The following is a 20,035-nucleotide window of genomic DNA, read 5'->3' on the forward strand; positions in this document are numbered from 1 at the left end:
TTTTGTTTTCAGTAAGTTTCAATAAACATCATATGTAGTTTAGACGATTCGGGAGAGAATCTATTCTCTCTATAGTGAAATTGTGAGATCATGCCATCCCATTTTTATCGTGCATGATGGGACAGCCTATATATTAACGCTACTTAAGAATACAGAGAAATGAAGTGGATAATGTCCACCATAATAGAAGGAGTTTGAATAAATTTGACAACTTTCTCAGAATTTAATCTAGAATCTAAGGTTCTGCAGGCAATTACCGAGCTCGGATTTGAAGAAGCAACGCCAATTCAAGCCAAATCCATTCCCGTTGCACTCACTGGCAGCGACTTGATTGGTCAAGCCCAAACAGGTACAGGTAAAACTGCAGCCTTTGGTATCCCGCTTATCAGCAAAATTTCCAAAACGGATGAGAAGATCCGCGCGCTGATCATGGCGCCAACTCGTGAGCTTGCCATCCAAGTGGCAGAAGAGATTGAGAAGCTATCCCGCTTCAAAGGTATCCGTACACTTCCTATATACGGCGGTCAAGATATCGTTCGTCAGATTCGTGCATTGAAGAAGAAGCCTCAAATTATTATCGGTACACCTGGTCGACTTCTTGACCATATCAACCGCAAAACCATCAAACTTGAAGATGTACAAACTGTCGTGCTTGATGAAGCAGATGAAATGCTGGATATGGGCTTCATGGAAGACATTCAGTCGATCTTGAAGCAAGTTCCAGATGATCGTCAAACGATGCTGTTCTCTGCAACGATGCCTCCTAACATTCAGAAGCTAGCTCAACAATTTTTGCACAATCCAGAACACGTATCTGTTATTCCGAAGCAAGTAAGTGCACCGCTTATTGATCAAGCTTATATCGAAGTACCTGAACGTCAGAAATTTGATGCACTCAGCCGTTTGCTGGATATGGAATCTCCTGAGCTTGCGATCGTATTCGGTCGTACGAAACGCCGTGTTGATGAATTGTCCGAAGCACTGCAAAAACGTGGTTACTCTGCGGATGGACTTCATGGTGACCTGTCTCAGAATCAGCGTGATACCGTAATGCGTAAATTCCGTGATGGAAGTATTGATGTACTCGTTGCAACGGATGTTGCAGCACGTGGTCTAGACGTATCTGGTGTGACTCATGTTGTTAACTTTGACCTTCCGCAGGATCCGGAAAGCTATGTACACCGTATCGGCCGTACAGGTCGTGCAGGTAAAGAAGGTGCGGCGTGGTCCTTTGTAACACCACGTGAGATTGACCACCTGCATTTCATCGAGCGTGTAACACGTCATCGTATTCCACGCAAACCGCTTCCTACACTTGCTGAAGCGATTGAAGGGAAGCAACGTGTAACTGCTGAACGCCTTCTGGAAATTGTACAAGACGGAGAGCTTAACGAATACAAAGGTATCGCTATTCAGCTATTGGAGCAATATGATTCCGTACAGCTCTTGTCCGCAGCGCTGAAACTGCTGACAGGCGACAAGAAGGATGCAGCCATTGAGTTGACTCCTGAGGATCCAATTCGTGCTAAACGCCGTAAGCCAGATGTTCGTTCCAGTGGACGTAAGCCTTCTGGCGGCTATGGTAACCGTAGCGGCGGTGGATACAACAGAGGCGGAAGCGGAAGCGGAAGCGGCAATAAAGGCGGATACGGTAATCGTAGAGATGGCGGAAGAGACGGCGGAAGCGGTGGATACAACCGTGACCGCGATCGCGATCGCAAATCCCGTCCGTACAACAACAATAACGAGAATCGCAGACCCTCAACCCGTCGTGACGACAGCTCGTTTCAATAATTAATAGAGAGACAAGACGAAGCATCTTATGCTTCGTCTTTTTTTCTATTTGTGATTATTAGCAGAAGAAAGTTTTGGAAATGATGACAAGCAGAATGAACAATACGAGAATTGTTCCAAGAGAGAACCAGCCATCGTATCCACAGCCAGTAGAAACACCACCAACCTGACCTCCGCATCCGTATCCATAGGACATTGCAGTCACCTCCTTTATAAAGTGAAGTGGCTCATCGACTACGCAATATCCTATGGTAGAACTGTACCGATTGATTAGACGACTGCCCATGAATTATCAAAATAGGCTGTTATCTTGATCTTCTGTTAATAGAAGTGTATTTAAGCCGAGATTTCCGCGTTGGTCTAGCTTTTGCGTACGGTTATGCTGTATAGTTATAGGTAGGTTAAGTTAATGTGAATTAGCGAGAGATTATCACCTAAGATGATGCATGCAGGCGAGAGAATGAGCCTCGCGTATGTGTTAAGGAGGAGACGTGTTTTGGAATTTAAAGGAGCTATGGGTGGTATATATCGCCTGACGGAGTGGATAACAAGATTCGCAGCATCGAACCTATTGTGGGTACTGTGTGCCTCGCCATTTTTCTTCTTTTTGGTGATTAAGGTTCTTGTTATGGGTCAAGGAATGACGAATGAATCCATTCAAATGAACTGGGCATTGGGTATTGTGGCACCGTTTACATTTTTCCCTGCAACATCTGCGCTGTTTAATGTAGTTCGTAAATGGGTCATGGGTGATACAGATGTACCAATTATGAGAACATTTTTTACAGGATATAAGGAAAACTACAAGCAAAGCATGATCGGCGGTGTTTTCTATACACTGCTGGTGGTCATTATGTATTTGGATTATACGGTTTATATGACCCAATTCCAGAACCTCCAGTTAATCGGAATAATTATGCTGATTCTGCTGCTTCTGCTATGTGTGTCGATGTTCAACTTTTTCTCGATGGTAGTACATTATCATATGTCCATTGGAATGATCATTAAAAATGCCGTACTGATTACATTGATTCGGCCGTTCCGTGTGTTTTCATCACTGCTCGGTGCCGGACTATTATGCTACATCGGCATGCAGTACCCTGCATTGTTCTTTTTCTTTATTGGAAGCCTGATCGCATGGTTTGCCTTCTTTAACTTCTATGCTACGTTCACTAAGATGCAGGAGCAGGCTGAGAAGCTGCAGGCCAGCCGTGAGGAAGAAGGCGAGTCACAGGAGAGTGATTCGTTAGAGACGGACTCCAGGCCACAGGACAATACAAAATAAACAGCATTGCAAAGACTTGTTTATAGCTGAGCTGCTTAGAAGGATAAATGATTTTATCCTTAGCAAGAATTTTAGCAATTGCTGATCATACATTTACTTTTTTGTAGAATAGCGATATAATGTTTCTACATCCTGCGATGTTCGTTTCGGTTATTCGTTGTTTTGAACCAATGACTATGTCTCGGGAGATCAATACGAAATGCAGCTGACCTGCCCTGTCTATATGACATGGGGACTTCATAACCATTTCTGCGGTCACCCACCTGCTACAGCAGGTTCAGAAGACAATATAATCGGACGGCATTAGCGGGTATCCTTTTTGGATGAATTTTAGAGACATCTCACACGTACTCTACATAAGGGTACATTTGGGGATGTCTTTTTTGTTGTTATAAGTAGTGACGTGTCTCCGAGCGGGAGAGGTAGATTATGTCTTTTGCTAAGGAGTTAACAATGATACACTAAAGAGAGATTATAGGTACGGCTACATACAAAGGAGGAAGGGTCTTGTCACTCAAAAGAACACTAGTCGGCATTGTTCGCAGTATGGAAGGAACAAGTGACCGCGCCAAGGATCCAAAAATGAAGACACGCTATTATAATTTGTCTAAGGATAAGGCATGGGAAGAAATATCATCGCTGATGAAGAAGGTTCCTGGATTTAAAGTTCTTCATGAAGTGCCCTCAGTTGGGGAGATTACTATGGAGAAGCGAACATCGTTTGGACGTACGCTAGATATTACCGTGTCCATTATTCAGGTCACACCTGTTCGAAGCGCCATTGATATTTATTCAGCTTCAAGAGGTTCGATGGGTGATCTGGGGTCCAATTACCGCATTATTCTTCAGTTGTTCGATATCATAGATAAGAAGATCGGCAAACACAAGGTTGTAGGCGAATAAGACCCAAAAAAGCGAGACAAAGGCACGCCTTTTTCTCGCTTTTTGCATGTATTGTGTTGAGCTATCCAGTTCCGCTGCGTTAATTAGAGCAGTTCTTTAACCGCTGCAATGGCTGCTTCGTAATTAGGGTGCTCTGACATTTCGGACAAATATTCCACATAAGTTATTTTGTCGTTTGCATCAATGACAAATATGGAGCGCATGTCGAGCTGGAATTCTTTGATCAGTACGCCATAAGCCTGGCCGAAAGACTTAGACTTATAGTCAGATAAGGTAATGACCTTATCGACGCCTGCTGCACCACACCAGCGCGCTTGAGCAAATGGAAGATCAGCACTAATCGTTAGAACGACAACATTGTCGCCTAGATCAGCCGCCGCTTCGTTAAAACGACGAGTCTGTGTATCGCAGACCCCTGTGTCAAGAGAAGGGACTACGCTGATTAGTTTGATCTTGCCTGCATAGTCTGACAAATGTGCTTCTTCAAGCAGATTTAGATTTAAAGTGAAATCCGGCGCTGGGTCACCAGCCTTAAGTTCCGGGCCGATCAGTGTAATCGGATTGCCTTTAAAAGCTGCTACACCTGTACGTTCTTGAGTCATCTATTATGTACCTCCTTGAGATTGGTGATCTTGGACACTATCTATTATAATCTTTATAGGAAGCTCATGTCCAACACAGGACAATGGAAGGATGAGGCCATGATTTTTTTACGATATGAGAACTGGAAAGGGTATTTGCGATATTACCCAATAACTTCAATACTACTTGCAGCGAATATTATTATGTATGTTGTGCTGTTAATTGACGGTGGGCCGAATGATGCGCTTACTCTTATGAAATATGGTGCGCTGACTAATATTCCACCATGGAATGAAGAGATATGGCGGTTATTTGCTTCGATGTTCCTTCATTCAGGCTTTTCCCATTTGTTGTTTAATTGCTTTGCTCTTCTCGTATTTGCTCCGCCGCTTGAACGGCTTCTTGGCTTTTGGCGGTATGCAATACTATATATCGGAAGTGGTTTGGTAGGAAATATCATTTCACAGGCTTATTATAATAATTTAACGAATCCCACCCTGTCCATTGGGGCATCAGGAGCCATCTACGGAGTATACGGTGCATTTCTCTATATCGTTCTGTTTCAACGTAACCTAATGGATGATGCATCGAGAAAAACGATTTATACCATTCTCGGCTTTGGTATTATCTTTTCACTTGGTGTTGCCAACATCAATATGGCTGCTCATTTGGGCGGACTGATCGGCGGTTTCTTCCTATATGGTCTGATCATCAGACTGTTAAAGCGCCGTTGATTCATTCTGGATGTCATGATACATTAAAGACATGAACTGCTTTCCATGGAATGACTTGGGATTGTTTTAAGCAGATTGGAGCGATTGAACGAGTGGAACTTAGACAGTTGCAATACTTTTTAAAAGTTGCGCAGAAAGAGCATGTAACGCAGGCTGCGGAGGAATTGCATGTGGCACAATCCGCAGTGAGCAGACAAATTCATCATCTAGAGGAAGAACTCGGAATCGACTTGTTCATGCAGAAGGGGCGTAATCTACAGCTAACCCCTGTGGGGCAATTGTTTTGCAAAAGAGTTGAGGGTATTCTGAAAGACCTGGATCGAGCTGTTGGAGAGGTTCATGAGTTTCTTGATCCGGAAAAAGGCGAGATTCGAATCGGGTTCCCGCACAGCCTGGGTATTCATCTGATTCCGACGATCGTTTCAGAGTTCCGTAAACGCTATCCTAACGTTAAGTTTAAATTCAAGCAAGGGATGTTCCCGACTTTAATTAGAGATGTATTATCTGCTGAGGTTGATCTGGCTTTTGTATCCCCGTTTCCAGAGAAGCATGATCAAATTGCAGGGGATATCGTACTGACTGAAGAATTATTTGCCATTTTACCTCAGAATCATCCTCTCGCTACAGAAGAATCAATTACATTAGATCAACTGAGAGATGATAAGTTTATATTGTTCAGTAAAGGCTACTCATTAAGGCCTATCGTATGGCATGCGTGTCTGGAGGCAGGATTTACACCTCGAATCGCGTTTGAAGGTGAAGAGACCGATACCATTCGGGGGCTTGTCGCGGCGGGAATGGGCGTAAGCGTGCTGCCGGAGATGGCTTTGTTTCAGACAAACCCGCTTCAGCCTGCCAGAGTTCGTATCAAGAGTCCAACAGTGACTCGAACGATTGGGCTCATTCATCGTAGCGATGAGAAGCTTCCGCTAGTAGCGCAGTCATTTCGAACGTTCTTGCTCGACTATTTTGGTCTAGACAACAGCAAAACCCCGGTCAAATAATTGACCGGGGTTCTTTGTGCGTTTCTATTCGCGATTGCTCGTAAAAATACCGATGTAGCGAATGAGTTCGAGTAACGAAATCAGTGCAGCTGCTACATAAGTGAGAGCTGCGGAGTTAAGCACTTTACCTACACCGCGTTCTTCTTCGCTTCGTACATAACCTTCTTCGACAATAATGCGCCGAGCCCGGTTACTAGCATTAAATTCGACTGGCAGAGTAACGAGCTGGAAGGCTACAGTTACGGAGAAGAATATAATACCTAGACCAATCAAGTTGAATGCGTTGAAGATAAAGCCTGCCAATAGAAGGAAAGGAGCAATACCGGATGCAAAATTAACGATCGGGAATATCCGGTGACGAAGGACCAGCATCGGATAATGTTCTTTGTGCTGAATTGCGTGTCCTACCTCGTGAGATGCAACAGCTACAGCCGATATGCTTCTCTCATAATATACTGGCTCAGATAACCGGACTACACGATGAATTGGATCATAGTGATCTGATAAGGCTCCTCTTACGGGTTCAATCGGAACATCATGCAAACCGTTCGTATCCAGCATGTGTCTGGCTACATCATAACCTGTCAAACCGGTTGAATTATCTACTTTAGCCCATTTCTTAAATGTCCCTTGAACGCGGAATTGCGCCCAAACCGACAGTATGATGGCTAAGATCAGCAATACAAACATCATACACACCATACCCCCATACTTCTATTAAGATGAAATTACATCATGGAGCTCTCAAGCATAATTTTTAGTGCTTCCATGCAAGCAGCACTCTTGGTAAGAAGAGCAGTGACGACTTTACGCTGCTGAGCGGGCTTCATTTCCTCGAGAAGAGGCTTGAGCTCGTTCATCTCACGTTCAAGCTGCTCTACATGAATCTCCAAGCTGGTAAGCTTGCTGGTTACTTGTTCATTAGCCGAAACGTTACTCCACTTATCTAAAGAAGTCTTGATCTCTTCGAGACTATACTTCTCTAGTTTCATCTGGATAATACGTTCAATTCGGTTTAAGGTTTCACTATTATATAATCTATAATTTTTCTGAGTACGCTGCTCTGGAGTAATTAATCCAAGCTTCGTATAGTAGTCAATTGTACGTTCGCTGACACCGGCAGCCTTTGACAATTCACCGATTCGATACAGCTTCATATCCCCATCCCAAAACACTCACCTTTCCATATAACTCTACATAAACATGATACATGATAACTCTACATAAACATGATACATGATCTAGAACCATACAGTCAAACGTGACGCTTTTCCAGTGAACAACGAGAGCAACACGGGATTCCGGTGGTTATCGTCTTTTAAAAATACTCTTGTCAATGTATGGGTGTTCTTTTATAATTGCAATGGGAATAAATTTTTCATTACATGTTATTAAAATTAACATTGATCTATACATAAACACGTGTTTTCTTGAATTGTATGTCAAGAGTTCCTAGTATCATTAGCAAATATTTAAGCTCAACTCAGTTATATTGTTATCTCAAATACTAATTCGAACGACACCTTTTCGGCCTATCATGGTATGATGAAGAGGAACACGTCTAGGGGGACAGATCTATGGAACCTCTGAAATCTACGGGCAAAGCTTCATTCTCATTGGATGATTTGAAGAAAGTGCATTCTATACCTGCACTGAAACAAGCTCGAATGCAGAAGCAAGAGGAATTGCAAGACCTAGCAGCAACAGTATCTTTGATTGAATGGTATCAGATGGTAAATGATTTGCATGATTGTATTGCTAGACAAGTCATTGAAATATGTGAGAGTGAGATGGAAGCTGAAGGATATGGGCTGCGGCCTGTGCCTTATGCATTTGTTGTATTTGGGAGCTCTGGCAGAGGTGAGGCTACACTGTGGAGTGATCAGGACAATGGCATGATTATTAGCGACTTGCCTCATCCAGGCAAGGAGACTTACTTTCAGGAGCTGGGCAAGAGGGTATCTAATTCACTGGAAGCCGTTGGTTATGCCAAGTGTGAAGGTAAGGTCATGTGCTCGGAGCCTTTATGGAGACGAACGCTTGCCTCATGGAAGCAGCAGCTTGCGGATTGGACAGATGATCTGAAATGGGAGCCTGTTCGATACTTGATCATCGCTGCAGATCTAAGGCATGTAGGTGGAGAGCGTACCTTATCAGAGGATTTTCGCAGTCACTTTAGCCAATTGTTCCAATCTACGCCAGATCTTGCCTCGGCCGTATTGAGAAATACGGTAAAGCACAAGGCAACCCTGAACATCCTGGGGCGCGTGGTAACCGAGAGGTTTGGTGAGCATGCTGGCGGATTCGATATCAAATACGGCATGTATATTCCGCTTGTTAACAGTGCTCGTTATATGGCCTTGCTGAACGGACTAAGGGATACGAACACGATTAAACGTCTTAACAAGCTTGCCAGGCTTGAAGCGGTTCCTCTTCATTCAGTGGATGCATGTGAAGATGCCTTTAAAATTGCTCTGAAGCTGAGGAGAGTTACTGAGGTTGAAGATGAGAATGGTATTATTTCAAGCAGCGGCTACATTGGAGAAGAACAATTAAAACAAAGAACGATTCTGTATGAGCTTAGGGAAGGTTTAAGTACAGTGAAAAAAGTGCACCGTAACCTACAGCGACAGCTTCGATTTGTGGAGAGGAGACGCCCATGAAAGACCCGGTAAGGGGCAATAACGGTTTTTGGAACTCGTTTAGGCAGGGAGGGGTGCCCTCGGCAATCGCTTCTATGCTCGGCGCCCCTACCGCACAGCAGATGGCCTTTTTACGTTCATTGATGCGGGAGAATCGGAAACCAGAAGCGCTCAGAACACCTTTATCCGAGCTGGATGCGGTTGTATTCGATCTGGAGACGACAGGCTTTGCGCCGCAGCATGGAGACGAAATCCTATCCTTTGGTGCAGTTCGGGTAGTAGGCGGTGAGATTATTGAAGATGAGCAGTTCTATACGCTGGTCAAACCCAAAGTCCCTATACCAGAACATATCACCGAATTGACGGGTATTACACCTGATATGACTCGTGATGCTCCGCCAATATTGGAGGGACTTCATGACTTTATGTCCTTTGTAGGTGGACGTGTCTTGGTAGCTCATGCAAGCGCTCATGATAAATCCTTTTTGAATGCGGCATTATGGAAGACCTCCAGAGTGAGACTTAGTCATCGGGTTATTGATACGATGATGCTGGCCAGATGGCTGGAGCCTCAGCGGAATGGATACGGGCTAGATGAATGTCTGGAATCTCGGGGAATTCCCATTCACGGAAGACACCATGCGCTTAAGGATGCCATGATGACGGCACGCTTATGGGGTTGTTATTTGGATGATATCGCTGAGATGGAGGTTCATACCCTATCCGATTTGTATGACCACTTAAGTCATGCTTAGTGAAGATTCAATAAGAGTCAGCCTCTCTCCACTTTTTTGGATCGTGTATCCCTTGAGCTCCATTTGTTTCTTATCATAAGTTAATGAACCAATGAGATAAGTCTTGAGCAAGGCGCCATATTGCTGGAGTGATTCCAGATCGTCAGGCGAAGGATAAGGTGACGAATTAGGATGGCTGTGAAATAAACCTATTATATCGGGTGTGCCAAGCACGTGTTTAACCCAGATGCCTGGATCCAGCTCGAAATGGTGTAATGGGTCAGGTGCGGTATTCGGGACCGGGATATATTGAAGCAGGCGGATGACATGATGCTGATCCATATGGCCGAGAAGTATGCCGCAAGCTTCATAAGGATATTTTTCAACCAGATGCCTTTCCAGTGCCGTAAATACTTCTTGTGTAATAATCATCTCTATTCTCCTAATGATTCGACATCATATATATACTTTTTCTGATAAGGCTCCTGAGCAGGAGCTTTTTTTATTTTACATCCATCCTTCTTTTGTCCCTTGGATTGATACAATCTTCAAAAAAAGGGTAGAATGATAAAAATGAACAACCAAAATGTTTAAATATACCCTTAGATGAAGCAGCTCAGGGTATGATTCATTACTTTATAATAAATGAAAAGGGACGGACAAATGAAACGTAATCTATACATTATCATTGGAGTATTGCTGCTCGTTGGCATTGCGATATGGCAAGCCGGCGGAGGGAGAGGACTGAGTCAGCTTCAATCTGTATTTCAGGCAGAGGAGCCAGTGCCAACAGAAGTAGGAGCGAAGGCTGGAATGCTCGCACCTTCTTTTCAATTAAATGGAATGGAAGAAGGTACATATGAAGTAGGCGGGAAGCGTGACAAACCAGTGATGCTGAACTTCTGGGCCTCATGGTGTGAGCCCTGCAAGATGGAGGCGCCTACGCTGAATCATATATCTGAAACTTACAAGGATCAGCTTGATATTTACGGGGTTAATGTTACTAAATATGACACGGAAAAGGATGCAGCTGAATTTGTTGATACCTTTCATGTCAAATTCCCCATCCTGATGGATTCAGATGGCGCGATCTATGATTTGTACAAGGGAATGGCGTTTCCTACCAATGTATTGATTGATGAGAATGGCGTCATTCAAGAGGTTATTCTCGGCATCCTGTCCGAAGAAGAGCTTGAGAATAAAATCAAGGATTTACTGAAGTAATCCTATAGAACATGAACAAAAAGAGGCTGCTGACCATCTCAGCAGCCTTTTTTTCAATCATCTTAATGATTGACCATTCCTTGAGCCAATGTATCTGGTTCTACAATTTCCGAGGGTACTTCGTCCAGGAGCGCATATCTAAAGCTGTCGACGAGTGCTTCCCAGCTGGCTTCGATGACATTCTCCGATACCCCTATTGTATTCCAGCCATCGCTGAAGTTCTTAGATTCAATAAGTACTCTTACTTTGGCTGCCGTCGTATCCTTATCATCAAGCACCCGAACCTTGTAGTCCGACAAATGCATTTCCTGCAGAGAAGGATAGTATGTCACTAGGGCTTTGCGAAGCGCGTTATCCAGTGCATTGACCGGCCCGTTGCCTTCAGCTGCTGTATAATGACTTCGACCGCCGACACTTAATTTAACAAAAGCTTCAGATACAACTGGCTTTCCTGCTGTCTTCTCAACTAGCATTTTGAAGGATTCGAAGGTGAACAGTTCCTTGACTTCTCCATTGGCCTCCCTGATCAGAAGCTCGAGCGATCCGTCTGCACCTTCAAATTGATAGCCTTGATGCTCCATATCTTTGATTCTGTCAATCACTTGACGGGAGTGGGAGCTGGTAGGATCTAATTCAATGCCGAGCTCCTGGGCTTTGGATATAATATTGCTCTGACCGGCCAGTTCAGATACAAGAATTCGCTGCTTGTTTCCGACCTGCTCTGGGGCAATGTGCTCATAAGTACGAGAATCACGTAAAATGGCGGATACGTGTATGCCTCCTTTGTGAGCAAAAGCTGCACTGCCGACATAAGGCTGATTCACCGGCATATTGACATTGGCGATTTCACTGACATAACGCGAGACATTCGTTAGCTGTGCAAGCTTGTCTTCCTCAATACAATGATAACCTAATTTAAGCTGCAGATTCGGGATCACCGAGCACAAATTGGCATTTCCACAGCGTTCGCCATAACCATTCATCGTTCCCTGAACATGTCTGGCCCCGGCAGAGATGGCGGCTAGTGTGTTGGCAACCGCTAATTCGCAATCATTATGCGTGTGAATGCCAAAGTTCGCTTCAGGAAGGTGAGATACCACCGCTCTTACGATTTCCTGAATTTCATGAGGCATCGTTCCTCCGTTTGTATCGCACATTACAAGCCAATCCGCACCCGCTTCATAGGCTCTTGTCATTACGGAGAGCGTATACTCGGGGTTGTTCTTGTAACCGTCAAAAAAATGCTCGGCGTCAAAAATGACTTCCAAACCGTTTCGTTTCAGATAATGGATCGAATCATAAATCATATCTAGATTCTCTTCCAAAGTCGTCTGCAGCGCCGTATGAACATGAAAATCCCATGACTTGCCGACCAGTGTAGCTGCATCGGCACCAGATTCAATAATTCGGTTCAGGTTAGCATCCGTCTCGGCGTTTCCGCCCTTCCGGCGAGTGCTGCCAAAAGCGACAATCTTCGAGGTTAACCCCAATTGTTGAACACGCTTAAAAAATTCAATATCCTTCGAATTGCTTCCTGGAATTCCGCCTTCAATGTACTCAACGCCCAGATAATCGAGCTTCTTGGCAATGTTCAGCTTATCATCAACCGATAGACTAATTCCCTCCCCTTGCGTACCGTCACGAAGTGTCGTATCGAAGATTGAGATGTTCTTAGACATGTTGATCCCCCTTTGGAAGTCCACTAAAACCGTTTTTAATAATTTATTATAGCAGTTCTCACCTGGAATGTAAGATGGAAATTTGATAATTTATGATTATAAATAATAGAATGAAAAATTGCTGTGTTATTATATAGAATGAGAGGTAGTCTTTTATTATTCTATATAGTAAACAGGAAATTAGAATAAATAGACAGAGGGTATGTGATGTGAACAACGTTAAAGATTACTATCCTGCCAATGGACGCGTCATTTTACATGTGGATATGAATGCTTTTTATTGCTCGGTTCATGCCGCAGAAGAACCACATTTATATGCAGGTAAACCAACGGCAGTCGCAGGAAGCAGTGAACAGCGCAAGGGTGTAATTGTCACGTGTTCATACGAGGCACGGGGTCGTGGAATCAGCACGGGTATGGTGGTCAATCAAGGACTACGCCAGTGCCCTGAGCTCATTGTTATTAAACCCGATTTTAATCTGTATCGAAAATACTCTAAAGCCTTCATGAGCATTGCTTACGAATATACTCCGCAGCTGGAGGCCACTTCCATAGATGAATGTTATCTTGATATTACCGGCTCCAAGCAATTTGGAACCCCGATGGAGATTGCAGAGACGATTCAAAACAGGATTAACGAGGAGCTGGGAATCCCATGTTCCATCGGAATTGCCCCCAATAAATTGCTGGCCAAAATGGCTTCGGATATGAAAAAACCGAACGGAATCACGGTGCTGCGGCTGCGGGATGTCCAGAAGAAGCTGTGGCATAGACCATGCGGAGAGCTATTCGGAATTGGCCGCAAAACAGCAGAGAAGCTGCGCAAGATCAACATCCATACGATTGGAGAACTCGCAAAGGCTGAAGAGAGCTTATTGCGGGATTACTTTGGAGTGCTCGGAACGTGGATGAAACAAGCAGCTCATGGAATTAGTGATTCCCAGGTAAGCCCGGTGCGGGAGCCGAACAAGTCCATTGGTCACACGACAACGCTTCCCGAGGATATCTCGAGTGAGGCGGATATTAATCGTGTGCTGCTCAATATAAGTGACCAGGTGGCCCGGAGACTTCGCAGGCATGGGATGGTGACAGAGGGGATTCAAATTACGATCCGCACGCCTGATATGAAGACAATAACTCGCTCGCAGATGCTGCAAACGCCGACCGATCATGATCAGGATATATATAAGGAAGCAACTTCACTATTCTATCGACAGTTTGGAGCGGGTAAGCCGCTTCGACTGCTCGGGATTACGCTTCACAGCTTGATTCCAAAAAGTGAATCTGCCGTGCAATTGGACCTGTTCGACTATGAGCAGCAATTCAAGCGAGAGTCCTTAACCCATGTCATGGATGAGCTTCGGAATAAGTTCGGAGAGAATGCAGTATTAACTGCGGGTATGTTAGGTAATGACCCTTCGGTGCTGATCAGAAACTATAAGGAACGGGGTACTTCCTTGCAAAAAGACAATCTCCCGAGACCGGAATAGGGTGGATTATAAGAGGGATAATAACCCAAAATGATTTGTATTTGTTTTCACTTTGTATTAATATGATTGTTAGCATAGTTGAACCTACTGTTTGGTGTTAATTAATAGGAGGCAGAGAAGAAATGGCTAAATATACTTGGGTAGAGAAAGATACATGCATCGCCTGCGGAGCTTGTGGAGCGACGGCACCTGATATCTACGACTACGATGACGAGGGTCTGGCAGAGGTCATCTTTGATGGCGATTCCAACCGTGGAGTTATAGAAATTCCTGAAGATCTTCATGATGATATGCAAGATGCTTGTGATGGTTGCCCGACAGACTCCATCAAAATTGCAGATGATCCTTTTAACAAGGAAGGCTAATGTACGTCCTTCATTTTTTGAGACCTGATACCAATACGGTATCAGGTTTTTTTTGTTTTATCCGATATATCATTCATAACCTATATCAAGGGGAGATAAGTCATGCGCATGCCGCACGATCTGAAATCCTACGTTCAGAAGCATCCGGATAATCAAATGGCCTGGTATCTGCTAGGGAAGGATTATGAACGATCCGGTCAGACAGCGAAAGCGAACTATTGCTTTGAACGTTCAGGAGGAATATATGAAGCATTTGAGCACAGTAAAGCTCCTGCCCAGGTGTGGATGGAATATCAGCATAAGCTCATGCAATTGGAACAGCAGCGGAAAAAACAACAGATCAAGCGCAAAACTGCCGCCATCCTCTTATGGCTATTGTTGCTTGGCCTGGTTCCTTCAGCGATGGCACCTGATGCAATGAATATTGACGTTGTTACAGAGCTTGCAGGAGAATCATTGCCTGAACAAGGACTTGAAATTATAGATTACTCCGAAGAGCAGAGTGCTGCACATGAATCAGAAGCATATGAGGCAGGTCTAGAACCGCCTAGGTTTACGGGAATTCCTCAGATCAATGGGGAGGTTACGGATGAAGCTGCAGGCAAATTGATGAATCAGCTGCGACGTACTGATGCATCAATTATAACGCTTGGCTTGGAGCAGGAGAATGAATTTGTCATATGGGGGGCTTCAACTGCAAGGCCGCCAGTGTATCAATTTCATAGTAATGGTGAAGGCACAGTGACGAGCCAATCCTTGCTGCCCGAGTGGTGTAAATGCACGCCTGAGGATCTTAAGAATCTGTCTGCAAGTGCTATAAGCTGGGGACAAAAAGAAGAGCAGGCGATCGCTCTACGGAGTGCAATAACAGCATACAAACAGTTAAATGGTGTGTATCCAGCACGTATTGAGCAATTAATGAAGCCTTTTCCGAATAATCACATTGGCGGTGTAAGTTCTTCTATGCGGGAGCTGTATCCTGAGATGCTTGATTATATGCAATCGGTCACAGCAGACTATAGAGATTCAGAGCCTGACCCGATCATGGGAGAGCAGTCCAGCGAAGACGGGCCATCACTTCCCAGCTTTGAAGATACATATGGCGGTGAACCTTATATGAAGGAATCCCTTTCGATCATAGTAAACAAGGAGACCCATCGATTGACTTTGCTGAGCGGAAACATCGTATTGCGAAATTATGAAGTGGGTCTAGGAGGCGAGAAGACACCTGAGGGCGATTTCGTTATATCAGATAAGGTAGTGAATCCGAATGGACGTGCAGACGGCGAATTCGGAACAAGAGGCATGCAGTTGTCAGATACGGATTACGCGATTCATGGCACGAACGAACCGGGAAGTATTGGGCTTGATGAATCCCTGGGCTGCATACGCATGCACCAAGAGGATGTAGAAGAATTGTTTGCGTTTGTACCGCCGGGTACACGGGTTACGATTAAAGACAGCGCCGATACCCCAACGCAAATCATTGCTCCGGAACAGGCCGGGGACCGATTTCAGCCGGAGCTTGTCCCCGGACAGACGAATCCGGACAAAGTATATCACTGGCTTAATTAAGCGGTTGTCATTTCTCCAATAATCACGAGTACAACAATGAGGATGATGAGCAGCAATACACTTAATGCGGTCCAAAAAACGGCCTTGCGGTTCACTTCTTCTTTTTTTTGCTGTAGTGAGGGCTTCTGACGTTTGGTTGCCATGTAAAGTGAATCTCCTTTCTCGTAATGGAAAATATAAGCAGACGTTTAAATGCATAAGTTTCTATGCTTAAAATGGATGGTATACTTCATTGTAGTCAATTTACTGAGTATTTTCAAAGCTCCGTTATTCCCTTGGGTCCCTCTCCCTTTTCTTTTAGAACGAAAACAGCTAAACTAAAATTTAGAAGGATTTCTGCCTTTTCGAGAGTGCAGTTTATCCATAAGAATATGTAAACGGAGTGGGTCATTTGCTGTATCGTAATATTGGTAAACCTCTATTCTTCAAAATGGATCCGGAAAAAGCACACCATCTTGTAATTGGTGGAATGAACCAAGCAGGCTCATTTCCCGGAGGCACCAGCCTTCTCAAGACCATGTACGGTGTTAAGGAAACACCGGATCTGGCGACCGATTTATTCGGATTACATTTCCCATCACCGGTAGGCCTTGCAGCCGGACTGGACAAAAATGGGGAAGCCGTGCCTGGGTTTTCTTCCATCGGATTTGGCTTCATGGAAGTGGGAACGGTAACACCAAAGGCACAGCCGGGGAATGACCAGCCAAGGCTGTTTAGACTCCCACCAGACGAAGCACTTGTGAATCGCATGGGCTTCAACAATCATGGAGCGGAAGCGATGGCGGGAATCTTATCCAAGCTTAAAGATATTTCCATTCCGGTTGCCATCAATATTGGTAAAAATAAAGCTACCTCTAATGAGGATGCTCCAGGAGACTATCGCAAATGCATCCAAATTTTGTATCCATACGCAGACTTTTTTGTCGTAAACATTAGTTCTCCAAATACACCGGATTTAAGAAGCTTGCAGCATGGAAGTGAGCTGACGGAATTGTTATCCGCGGTAATGGACGAAATGGAACAGCAATCGCGTTCCTATGGGCGTTCCAAATCGGTATTGGTCAAGATTGCTCCAGATGTGACAGAAGCTGAGCTCGAATACATGGTCGATACGATTTCAAACAGTGGTGTTTCGGGCATCATAGCTACCAATACGACCATTAGCCGCGACGGCTTAATCCATGCGAATGCCAAGGAAACGGGCGGACTCAGCGGCAAGCCATTGCGCGAGCGGTCTACTGAGATTATTAGCCGAGTATATCGTCAGACGGACGGAAGACTGCCCATCATTGGGTCCGGAGGAATCTTCACGAGCGAGGATGCTTATGAGAAGATCAAGGCGGGAGCCAGTCTGGTTGAAATTTATACTGCATTAATTTATGAAGGTCCCGAAATAAATCAAAAGCTTCATGCCGGATTACGTGAACTGCTGCAGAGAGACGGATATCGTCATATATCGGAAGCCGTCGGCGCTCTGCACCGATAAAGATGCAGGTATCGATTAAGGTTTGAAGCAAGAAGCAAAAGACAGGAGGCATACTTATGGACGGTAGAGATTGGGGGACATTTTTGCTTCCTTACGAACAGGCCGTAGAGGAACTTAAAGTTAAATTTAAGACGATGCGGGCAGAACTCAAAAAACGTGAAGAATATGCCCCTATAGAATTTGTAACGGGAAGAGTCAAGAAAATATCGAGTATTCTGGATAAAGCCAAACGTCTCGATGTGCCTATGAACCAGATCGAAACCGGCATTGAGGATATTGCGGGGATTCGGATCATGTGCCAATTCGTTGAAGATATTCGGCGGGTTGCCGAATATATACGGGAGCGCAAAGATCTGAAGGTGCTGTATGAGAAGGATTATATTACGAATTTCAAAGAGAGCGGCTATCGCAGCTTCCATATGATTGTGGAGTATCCAGTCCAGACAGCGTTAGGTCAGAAGCATGTACTGGCCGAAATTCAGATTCGGACACTGGCGATGAATTTTTGGGCGACAATTGAACACTCCTTAAATTACAAATTTAGAGACTCCTTGCCCGAGGATGTAAGAGGCAGATTGAAGAAAACAGCGGAAGCAGCCTTTATTCTGGATAATGAGATGTCAGCCATCCGGCTTGAAATTCTTGATGCACAGAAAACATTCGAAGATGAGTCCAACATCATTACCAAAACACTTGCCATCATACACCAGCTTTATTTCTATCATCTTGTTGATGAAGCCATTGAGGCTCAGGCGAAATTCAACGAATATTGGCAGCAGCATGATATGGAAGCCATCAAGCAATTGTCAGTAGAAGTGAAGGAACTGCTGAATAAGGCTAGGAAAGGCAGCGACAACAGCGATGTCTAAATACGAGGCTCTCTATTTGGATTATCTGGTGTATTTTAATCGGGACCGGGATTATTTCGAATGTCATGAAGTGCTTGAGGAGCTATGGCTTGAACAGAACAAGGAGCCGGTCTATAAAGGCTTGCTGCAAGTCGCCGTCGGCATGTATCATTTCCGTAATCAAAATATACGCGGCGGCTACATGATGCTTGAGAGTGCGGTGGATATTCTGGAGAAGTATCCGGCACAGACCCTTGGCATTGAGCTGGAGCTGCTGGTCGATACGAGCCGCAGCCTTGCGAAGAAGCTTCGGAGCTATGACAGCCAGCCGATTTCTTATCAAGATTTCACGATTGTGATCTGTGATGATGAGCTGGATGAAGCTGTGCGCGTGAGGGCTCAGTCGATTATGCCCATTATTCCACAAAGACGAAGCCCAACCCGTGGAAGAATATATGAAGAACGAATAAAGGCATTAGGTCAGAACTTATAACACTTATCCAAATTATATTGCTTACCTATAAAATAAAAGGAATCCCCCGGCGAGAGGACATTTTGTCCAGATAATCACCGGGGGATTATTTTCTTATATGATGGGATGCACTTCACTAGATGTTGGAGCCCCATCCGGGGCATACTTATCATCAATAAACTTCTGGATTTCTTCGATGGACTTGCCTTCGGCCTTCAGGCGGGCGGCATCCTTAGCCTCTTCCATGCAAATGCCGCATTGTGCACCATGATCGGTCCACGTTACTTCACTCGATGATGTGGACGCTATGAAGCAGCGATAGAGTGAATCATGCGCTGCTTCATAGTCCATACAGCCACAGTAGCAGTTCAGCATTTTGAGCTCTTCCTGCACTTCGGATACAAGCGCATAGGTTGCTTGGGTATTATCCGTGTACTTGGCAAGGAAGGCCGGCATTTCAGATATCGATGCACTTGCCTCATATTGCTCATTATCCTTGCCGTGCATACTGTGATCGTGGGAAGCTCCCTTCTCACCGCATGCAGCAAGCACCAAACTGCCTACCATCAGACCTGTAAACAGAATTCCATAAGTTTTTGGCTTCATTCCGCAGCAGTCCCTTTATATTTGGTAAAGAACTCTTCAATTTGTTCAGCGGTATATCCTGCGGTTGCGCCTTCAGCCTGCATTCCGCCTTCCAGGCGATCCTTCTCCACGCCATTTTCAAAATAGACGAGGGTTGGTGTAAACTCGATATTGTAACCTCTCCAGCCGTCCTCAAATTCTTTGAGGTTAAATTGAGGGAGATCAACGCCTGCTTCATCAGCAATCGGCATCAGCTGCGGTGTGGTTGCCCGGCAGTGAGGACAATCAGAAGCGAAAAAGTAAGTAAAGAAGCTTTCTTTGTTCGAAATTTTAGTATCAAGCTCCTCAGGTAATATGATATTCTGATAATTTGGATCCTCTAAAATTTCACGTGTTGCAGGAGCAAGATCTGATTCTGGAAGACCATACACTTCATTAATGTTATTTTTATTCAGCTCATTCATGGTAATCAGTGCACCAATCAGGATGACAAATACGGCAATAAAGGCGATAATGGCCTTGCTTGACTTTTTGCTTGCCTTGGTATTCGATTTTGCTGTGGATTTTGTGGTGTTTTTCGTTTTTGAACTCATATCCATCCCCCGTCATAATTAATACTAAGGACAAGCCTTA

The 20,035-nt window shown here is 44.5% G+C and carries 23 protein-coding genes and 1 other RNA gene; 15 read left to right on the plus strand and 9 right to left on the minus strand.

The features are described from left to right. The first annotated feature begins 204 nt into the window (after positions 1 to 204). Complete coding sequence (gene cshA / locus PUW25_RS08760; RefSeq protein WP_047909855.1) at positions 205 to 1,794, plus strand: degradosome RNA helicase CshA; 1,590 nt, start codon at positions 205 to 207, stop codon at positions 1,792 to 1,794. 58 nt (positions 1,795 to 1,852) lie between these two features. On the opposite strand, the gene PUW25_RS08765 is transcribed toward cshA, so the two are convergent. Continuing rightward, on the minus strand, positions 1,853 to 1,990 hold the full coding sequence (locus PUW25_RS08765; protein WP_177178626.1) for a hypothetical protein: 138 nt from the start codon (positions 1,988 to 1,990) through the stop codon (positions 1,853 to 1,855). Positions 1,991 to 2,290: 300 nt separating this feature from the next. Here PUW25_RS08765 and PUW25_RS08770 point away from each other — a divergent pair, with 300 nt between their 5' ends. The 3 genes from PUW25_RS08770 (at position 2,291) to PUW25_RS08780 (ending at position 3,982) form a co-directional block, all read left to right on the plus strand. Then, on the plus strand, positions 2,291 to 3,079 hold the full coding sequence (locus tag PUW25_RS08770; protein WP_047909854.1) for a YesL family protein: 789 nt from the start codon (positions 2,291 to 2,293) through the stop codon (positions 3,077 to 3,079). A 126-nt stretch (positions 3,080 to 3,205) separates the two neighbouring features. Next, positions 3,206 to 3,396: non-coding RNA, 6S RNA (gene ssrS / locus PUW25_RS08775), on the plus strand. Positions 3,397 to 3,586: 190 nt separating this feature from the next. Beyond that, the gene (locus tag PUW25_RS08780; RefSeq protein WP_047909853.1) at positions 3,587 to 3,982 is read left to right on the plus strand and encodes a DUF1499 domain-containing protein; all 396 of its coding nucleotides are present in this window, start codon (positions 3,587 to 3,589) and stop codon (positions 3,980 to 3,982) included. A gap of 83 nt (positions 3,983 to 4,065) precedes the next feature. On the opposite strand, the gene tpx is transcribed toward PUW25_RS08780, so the two are convergent. Then, complete coding sequence (gene tpx / locus PUW25_RS08785) at positions 4,066 to 4,584, minus strand: thiol peroxidase (protein ID WP_047909852.1); 519 nt, start codon at positions 4,582 to 4,584, stop codon at positions 4,066 to 4,068. A gap of 99 nt (positions 4,585 to 4,683) precedes the next feature. Between tpx and PUW25_RS08790 the strand changes: the two genes are divergently transcribed. Continuing rightward, entirely contained in the window at positions 4,684 to 5,298 is a 615-nt protein-coding gene (locus PUW25_RS08790) for a rhomboid family intramembrane serine protease (RefSeq protein ID WP_047910219.1), read from the plus strand. A 92-nt stretch (positions 5,299 to 5,390) separates the two neighbouring features. After that, positions 5,391 to 6,302, plus strand: coding sequence for a glutamate biosynthesis transcriptional regulator GltC (gene gltC, locus PUW25_RS08795; protein ID WP_047909851.1), 912 nt, complete (start codon positions 5,391 to 5,393; stop codon positions 6,300 to 6,302). A 24-nt stretch (positions 6,303 to 6,326) separates the two neighbouring features. Here the strand turns inward: gltC and PUW25_RS08800 are convergent, their stop codons facing one another. Then, positions 6,327 to 6,995, minus strand: coding sequence for a zinc metallopeptidase (locus PUW25_RS08800; RefSeq protein WP_370510307.1), 669 nt, complete (start codon positions 6,993 to 6,995; stop codon positions 6,327 to 6,329). Between the two features lie 35 nt (positions 6,996 to 7,030). Further along, positions 7,031 to 7,459, minus strand: coding sequence for a MerR family transcriptional regulator (locus tag PUW25_RS08805; RefSeq protein WP_047909849.1), 429 nt, complete (start codon positions 7,457 to 7,459; stop codon positions 7,031 to 7,033). Between the two features lie 420 nt (positions 7,460 to 7,879). Here PUW25_RS08805 and PUW25_RS08810 point away from each other — a divergent pair, with 420 nt between their 5' ends. Both PUW25_RS08810 and PUW25_RS08815 read left to right on the plus strand, forming a co-directional pair. After that, a complete protein-coding gene (locus PUW25_RS08810) occupies positions 7,880 to 8,965 on the plus strand; it encodes a DUF294 nucleotidyltransferase-like domain-containing protein (protein ID WP_047909848.1) in 1,086 nt (361 codons plus the stop codon). Next, positions 8,962 to 9,699 (plus strand): exonuclease domain-containing protein, encoded by a 738-nt coding sequence (locus PUW25_RS08815; RefSeq protein WP_047909847.1) that lies wholly within the window; start codon positions 8,962 to 8,964, stop codon positions 9,697 to 9,699. The genes PUW25_RS08810 and PUW25_RS08815 overlap by 4 nt, the downstream gene beginning before the upstream one ends. On the opposite strand, the gene PUW25_RS08820 is transcribed toward PUW25_RS08815, so the two are convergent. Further along, positions 9,685 to 10,110: a M67 family metallopeptidase gene (locus tag PUW25_RS08820; RefSeq protein ID WP_274336923.1), complete on the minus strand. Its 426-nt coding sequence runs from the start codon at positions 10,108 to 10,110 to the stop codon at positions 9,685 to 9,687. The genes PUW25_RS08815 and PUW25_RS08820 overlap by 15 nt on opposite strands. 231 nt (positions 10,111 to 10,341) lie before the next feature. Between PUW25_RS08820 and PUW25_RS08825 the strand changes: the two genes are divergently transcribed. Beyond that, a complete protein-coding gene (locus tag PUW25_RS08825) occupies positions 10,342 to 10,902 on the plus strand; it encodes a TlpA family protein disulfide reductase (protein ID WP_274338592.1) in 561 nt (186 codons plus the stop codon). Positions 10,903 to 10,964: 62 nt separating this feature from the next. Here the strand turns inward: PUW25_RS08825 and cimA are convergent, their stop codons facing one another. Further along, on the minus strand, positions 10,965 to 12,581 hold the full coding sequence (gene cimA, locus PUW25_RS08830; protein ID WP_047909845.1) for a citramalate synthase: 1,617 nt from the start codon (positions 12,579 to 12,581) through the stop codon (positions 10,965 to 10,967). Between the two features lie 209 nt (positions 12,582 to 12,790). On the opposite strand from cimA, the gene PUW25_RS08835 reads away from it, so the two are divergent. The 3 genes from PUW25_RS08835 to PUW25_RS08845 all read left to right on the plus strand — a co-directional run bounded on the left by PUW25_RS08835 (position 12,791) and on the right by PUW25_RS08845 (position 16,011). Then, positions 12,791 to 14,071 carry a DNA polymerase IV gene (locus tag PUW25_RS08835; RefSeq protein WP_274336925.1) on the plus strand — a complete coding sequence of 427 codons (1,281 nt, stop codon included), beginning with the start codon at positions 12,791 to 12,793 and terminating at the stop codon, positions 14,069 to 14,071. A gap of 122 nt (positions 14,072 to 14,193) precedes the next feature. Beyond that, positions 14,194 to 14,436, plus strand: a complete 243-nt coding sequence (locus PUW25_RS08840; RefSeq protein WP_047909843.1) for a ferredoxin — start codon at positions 14,194 to 14,196, stop codon at positions 14,434 to 14,436. 102 nt (positions 14,437 to 14,538) lie between these two features. After that, the gene (locus PUW25_RS08845) at positions 14,539 to 16,011 is read left to right on the plus strand and encodes a L,D-transpeptidase family protein (RefSeq protein ID WP_274336926.1); all 1,473 of its coding nucleotides are present in this window, start codon (positions 14,539 to 14,541) and stop codon (positions 16,009 to 16,011) included. Here PUW25_RS08845 and PUW25_RS08850 read toward each other — a convergent pair. After that, positions 16,008 to 16,154 carry a hypothetical protein gene (locus PUW25_RS08850; protein WP_193745970.1) on the minus strand — a complete coding sequence of 49 codons (147 nt, stop codon included), beginning with the start codon at positions 16,152 to 16,154 and terminating at the stop codon, positions 16,008 to 16,010. The genes PUW25_RS08845 and PUW25_RS08850 overlap by 4 nt on opposite strands. Before the next feature lie 248 nt (positions 16,155 to 16,402). Between PUW25_RS08850 and PUW25_RS08855 the strand changes: the two genes are divergently transcribed. The 3 genes from PUW25_RS08855 to PUW25_RS08865 are packed head-to-tail and all read left to right on the plus strand — an operon-like array spanning position 16,403 to position 18,838. Next, positions 16,403 to 17,497 carry a quinone-dependent dihydroorotate dehydrogenase gene (locus tag PUW25_RS08855; RefSeq protein WP_274336927.1) on the plus strand — a complete coding sequence of 365 codons (1,095 nt, stop codon included), beginning with the start codon at positions 16,403 to 16,405 and terminating at the stop codon, positions 17,495 to 17,497. A gap of 56 nt (positions 17,498 to 17,553) precedes the next feature. After that, positions 17,554 to 18,366 carry a GTP diphosphokinase gene (gene yjbM, locus PUW25_RS08860; protein ID WP_047909840.1) on the plus strand — a complete coding sequence of 271 codons (813 nt, stop codon included), beginning with the start codon at positions 17,554 to 17,556 and terminating at the stop codon, positions 18,364 to 18,366. After that, positions 18,359 to 18,838: a DUF309 domain-containing protein gene (locus PUW25_RS08865; protein ID WP_047909839.1), complete on the plus strand. Its 480-nt coding sequence runs from the start codon at positions 18,359 to 18,361 to the stop codon at positions 18,836 to 18,838. The genes yjbM and PUW25_RS08865 overlap by 8 nt, the downstream gene beginning before the upstream one ends. A gap of 93 nt (positions 18,839 to 18,931) precedes the next feature. On the opposite strand, the gene PUW25_RS08870 is transcribed toward PUW25_RS08865, so the two are convergent. Then, positions 18,932 to 19,423, minus strand: a complete 492-nt coding sequence (locus tag PUW25_RS08870) for a PCYCGC motif-containing (lipo)protein (protein ID WP_047909838.1) — start codon at positions 19,421 to 19,423, stop codon at positions 18,932 to 18,934. Continuing rightward, positions 19,420 to 19,995 (minus strand): thioredoxin family protein, encoded by a 576-nt coding sequence (locus PUW25_RS08875; protein ID WP_081872152.1) that lies wholly within the window; start codon positions 19,993 to 19,995, stop codon positions 19,420 to 19,422. The genes PUW25_RS08870 and PUW25_RS08875 overlap by 4 nt, the downstream gene beginning before the upstream one ends. Positions 19,996 to 20,035: the final 40 nt, after the last annotated feature.

Origin of the sequence: Paenibacillus urinalis (genome assembly GCF_028747985.1) — a bacterium.
Taxonomy (GTDB): Bacteria; Bacillota; Bacilli; order Paenibacillales; family Paenibacillaceae; genus Paenibacillus; species Paenibacillus urinalis.

Coding starts and splice junctions, on each gene's coding strand:
- yjbM (WP_047909840.1), top strand. CDS start 17,554: ATGGACGGTAGAGATTGGGGGACATTTTTGCTTCCTTACGAACAGGCC.
- PUW25_RS08810 (WP_047909848.1), top strand. CDS start 7,880: ATGGAACCTCTGAAATCTACGGGCAAAGCTTCATTCTCATTGGATGAT.
- PUW25_RS08820 (WP_274336923.1), bottom strand. CDS start 10,110: ATGATTATTACACAAGAAGTATTTACGGCACTGGAAAGGCATCTGGTT.
- PUW25_RS08845 (WP_274336926.1), top strand. CDS start 14,539: ATGCGCATGCCGCACGATCTGAAATCCTACGTTCAGAAGCATCCGGAT.
- PUW25_RS08805 (WP_047909849.1), bottom strand. CDS start 7,459: ATGAAGCTGTATCGAATCGGTGAATTGTCAAAGGCTGCCGGTGTCAGC.
- PUW25_RS08875 (WP_081872152.1), bottom strand. CDS start 19,995: ATGAGTTCAAAAACGAAAAACACCACAAAATCCACAGCAAAATCGAAT.
- PUW25_RS08850 (WP_193745970.1), bottom strand. CDS start 16,154: ATGGCAACCAAACGTCAGAAGCCCTCACTACAGCAAAAAAAAGAAGAA.
- PUW25_RS08865 (WP_047909839.1), top strand. CDS start 18,359: ATGTCTAAATACGAGGCTCTCTATTTGGATTATCTGGTGTATTTTAAT.
- cimA (WP_047909845.1), bottom strand. CDS start 12,581: ATGTCTAAGAACATCTCAATCTTCGATACGACACTTCGTGACGGTACG.
- tpx (WP_047909852.1), bottom strand. CDS start 4,584: ATGACTCAAGAACGTACAGGTGTAGCAGCTTTTAAAGGCAATCCGATT.
- PUW25_RS08790 (WP_047910219.1), top strand. CDS start 4,684: ATGATTTTTTTACGATATGAGAACTGGAAAGGGTATTTGCGATATTAC.
- PUW25_RS08765 (WP_177178626.1), bottom strand. CDS start 1,990: ATGTCCTATGGATACGGATGCGGAGGTCAGGTTGGTGGTGTTTCTACT.
- PUW25_RS08840 (WP_047909843.1), top strand. CDS start 14,194: ATGGCTAAATATACTTGGGTAGAGAAAGATACATGCATCGCCTGCGGA.
- PUW25_RS08815 (WP_047909847.1), top strand. CDS start 8,962: ATGAAAGACCCGGTAAGGGGCAATAACGGTTTTTGGAACTCGTTTAGG.
- PUW25_RS08870 (WP_047909838.1), bottom strand. CDS start 19,423: ATGAAGCCAAAAACTTATGGAATTCTGTTTACAGGTCTGATGGTAGGC.
- PUW25_RS08825 (WP_274338592.1), top strand. CDS start 10,342: ATGAAACGTAATCTATACATTATCATTGGAGTATTGCTGCTCGTTGGC.
- PUW25_RS08800 (WP_370510307.1), bottom strand. CDS start 6,995: ATGATGTTTGTATTGCTGATCTTAGCCATCATACTGTCGGTTTGGGCG.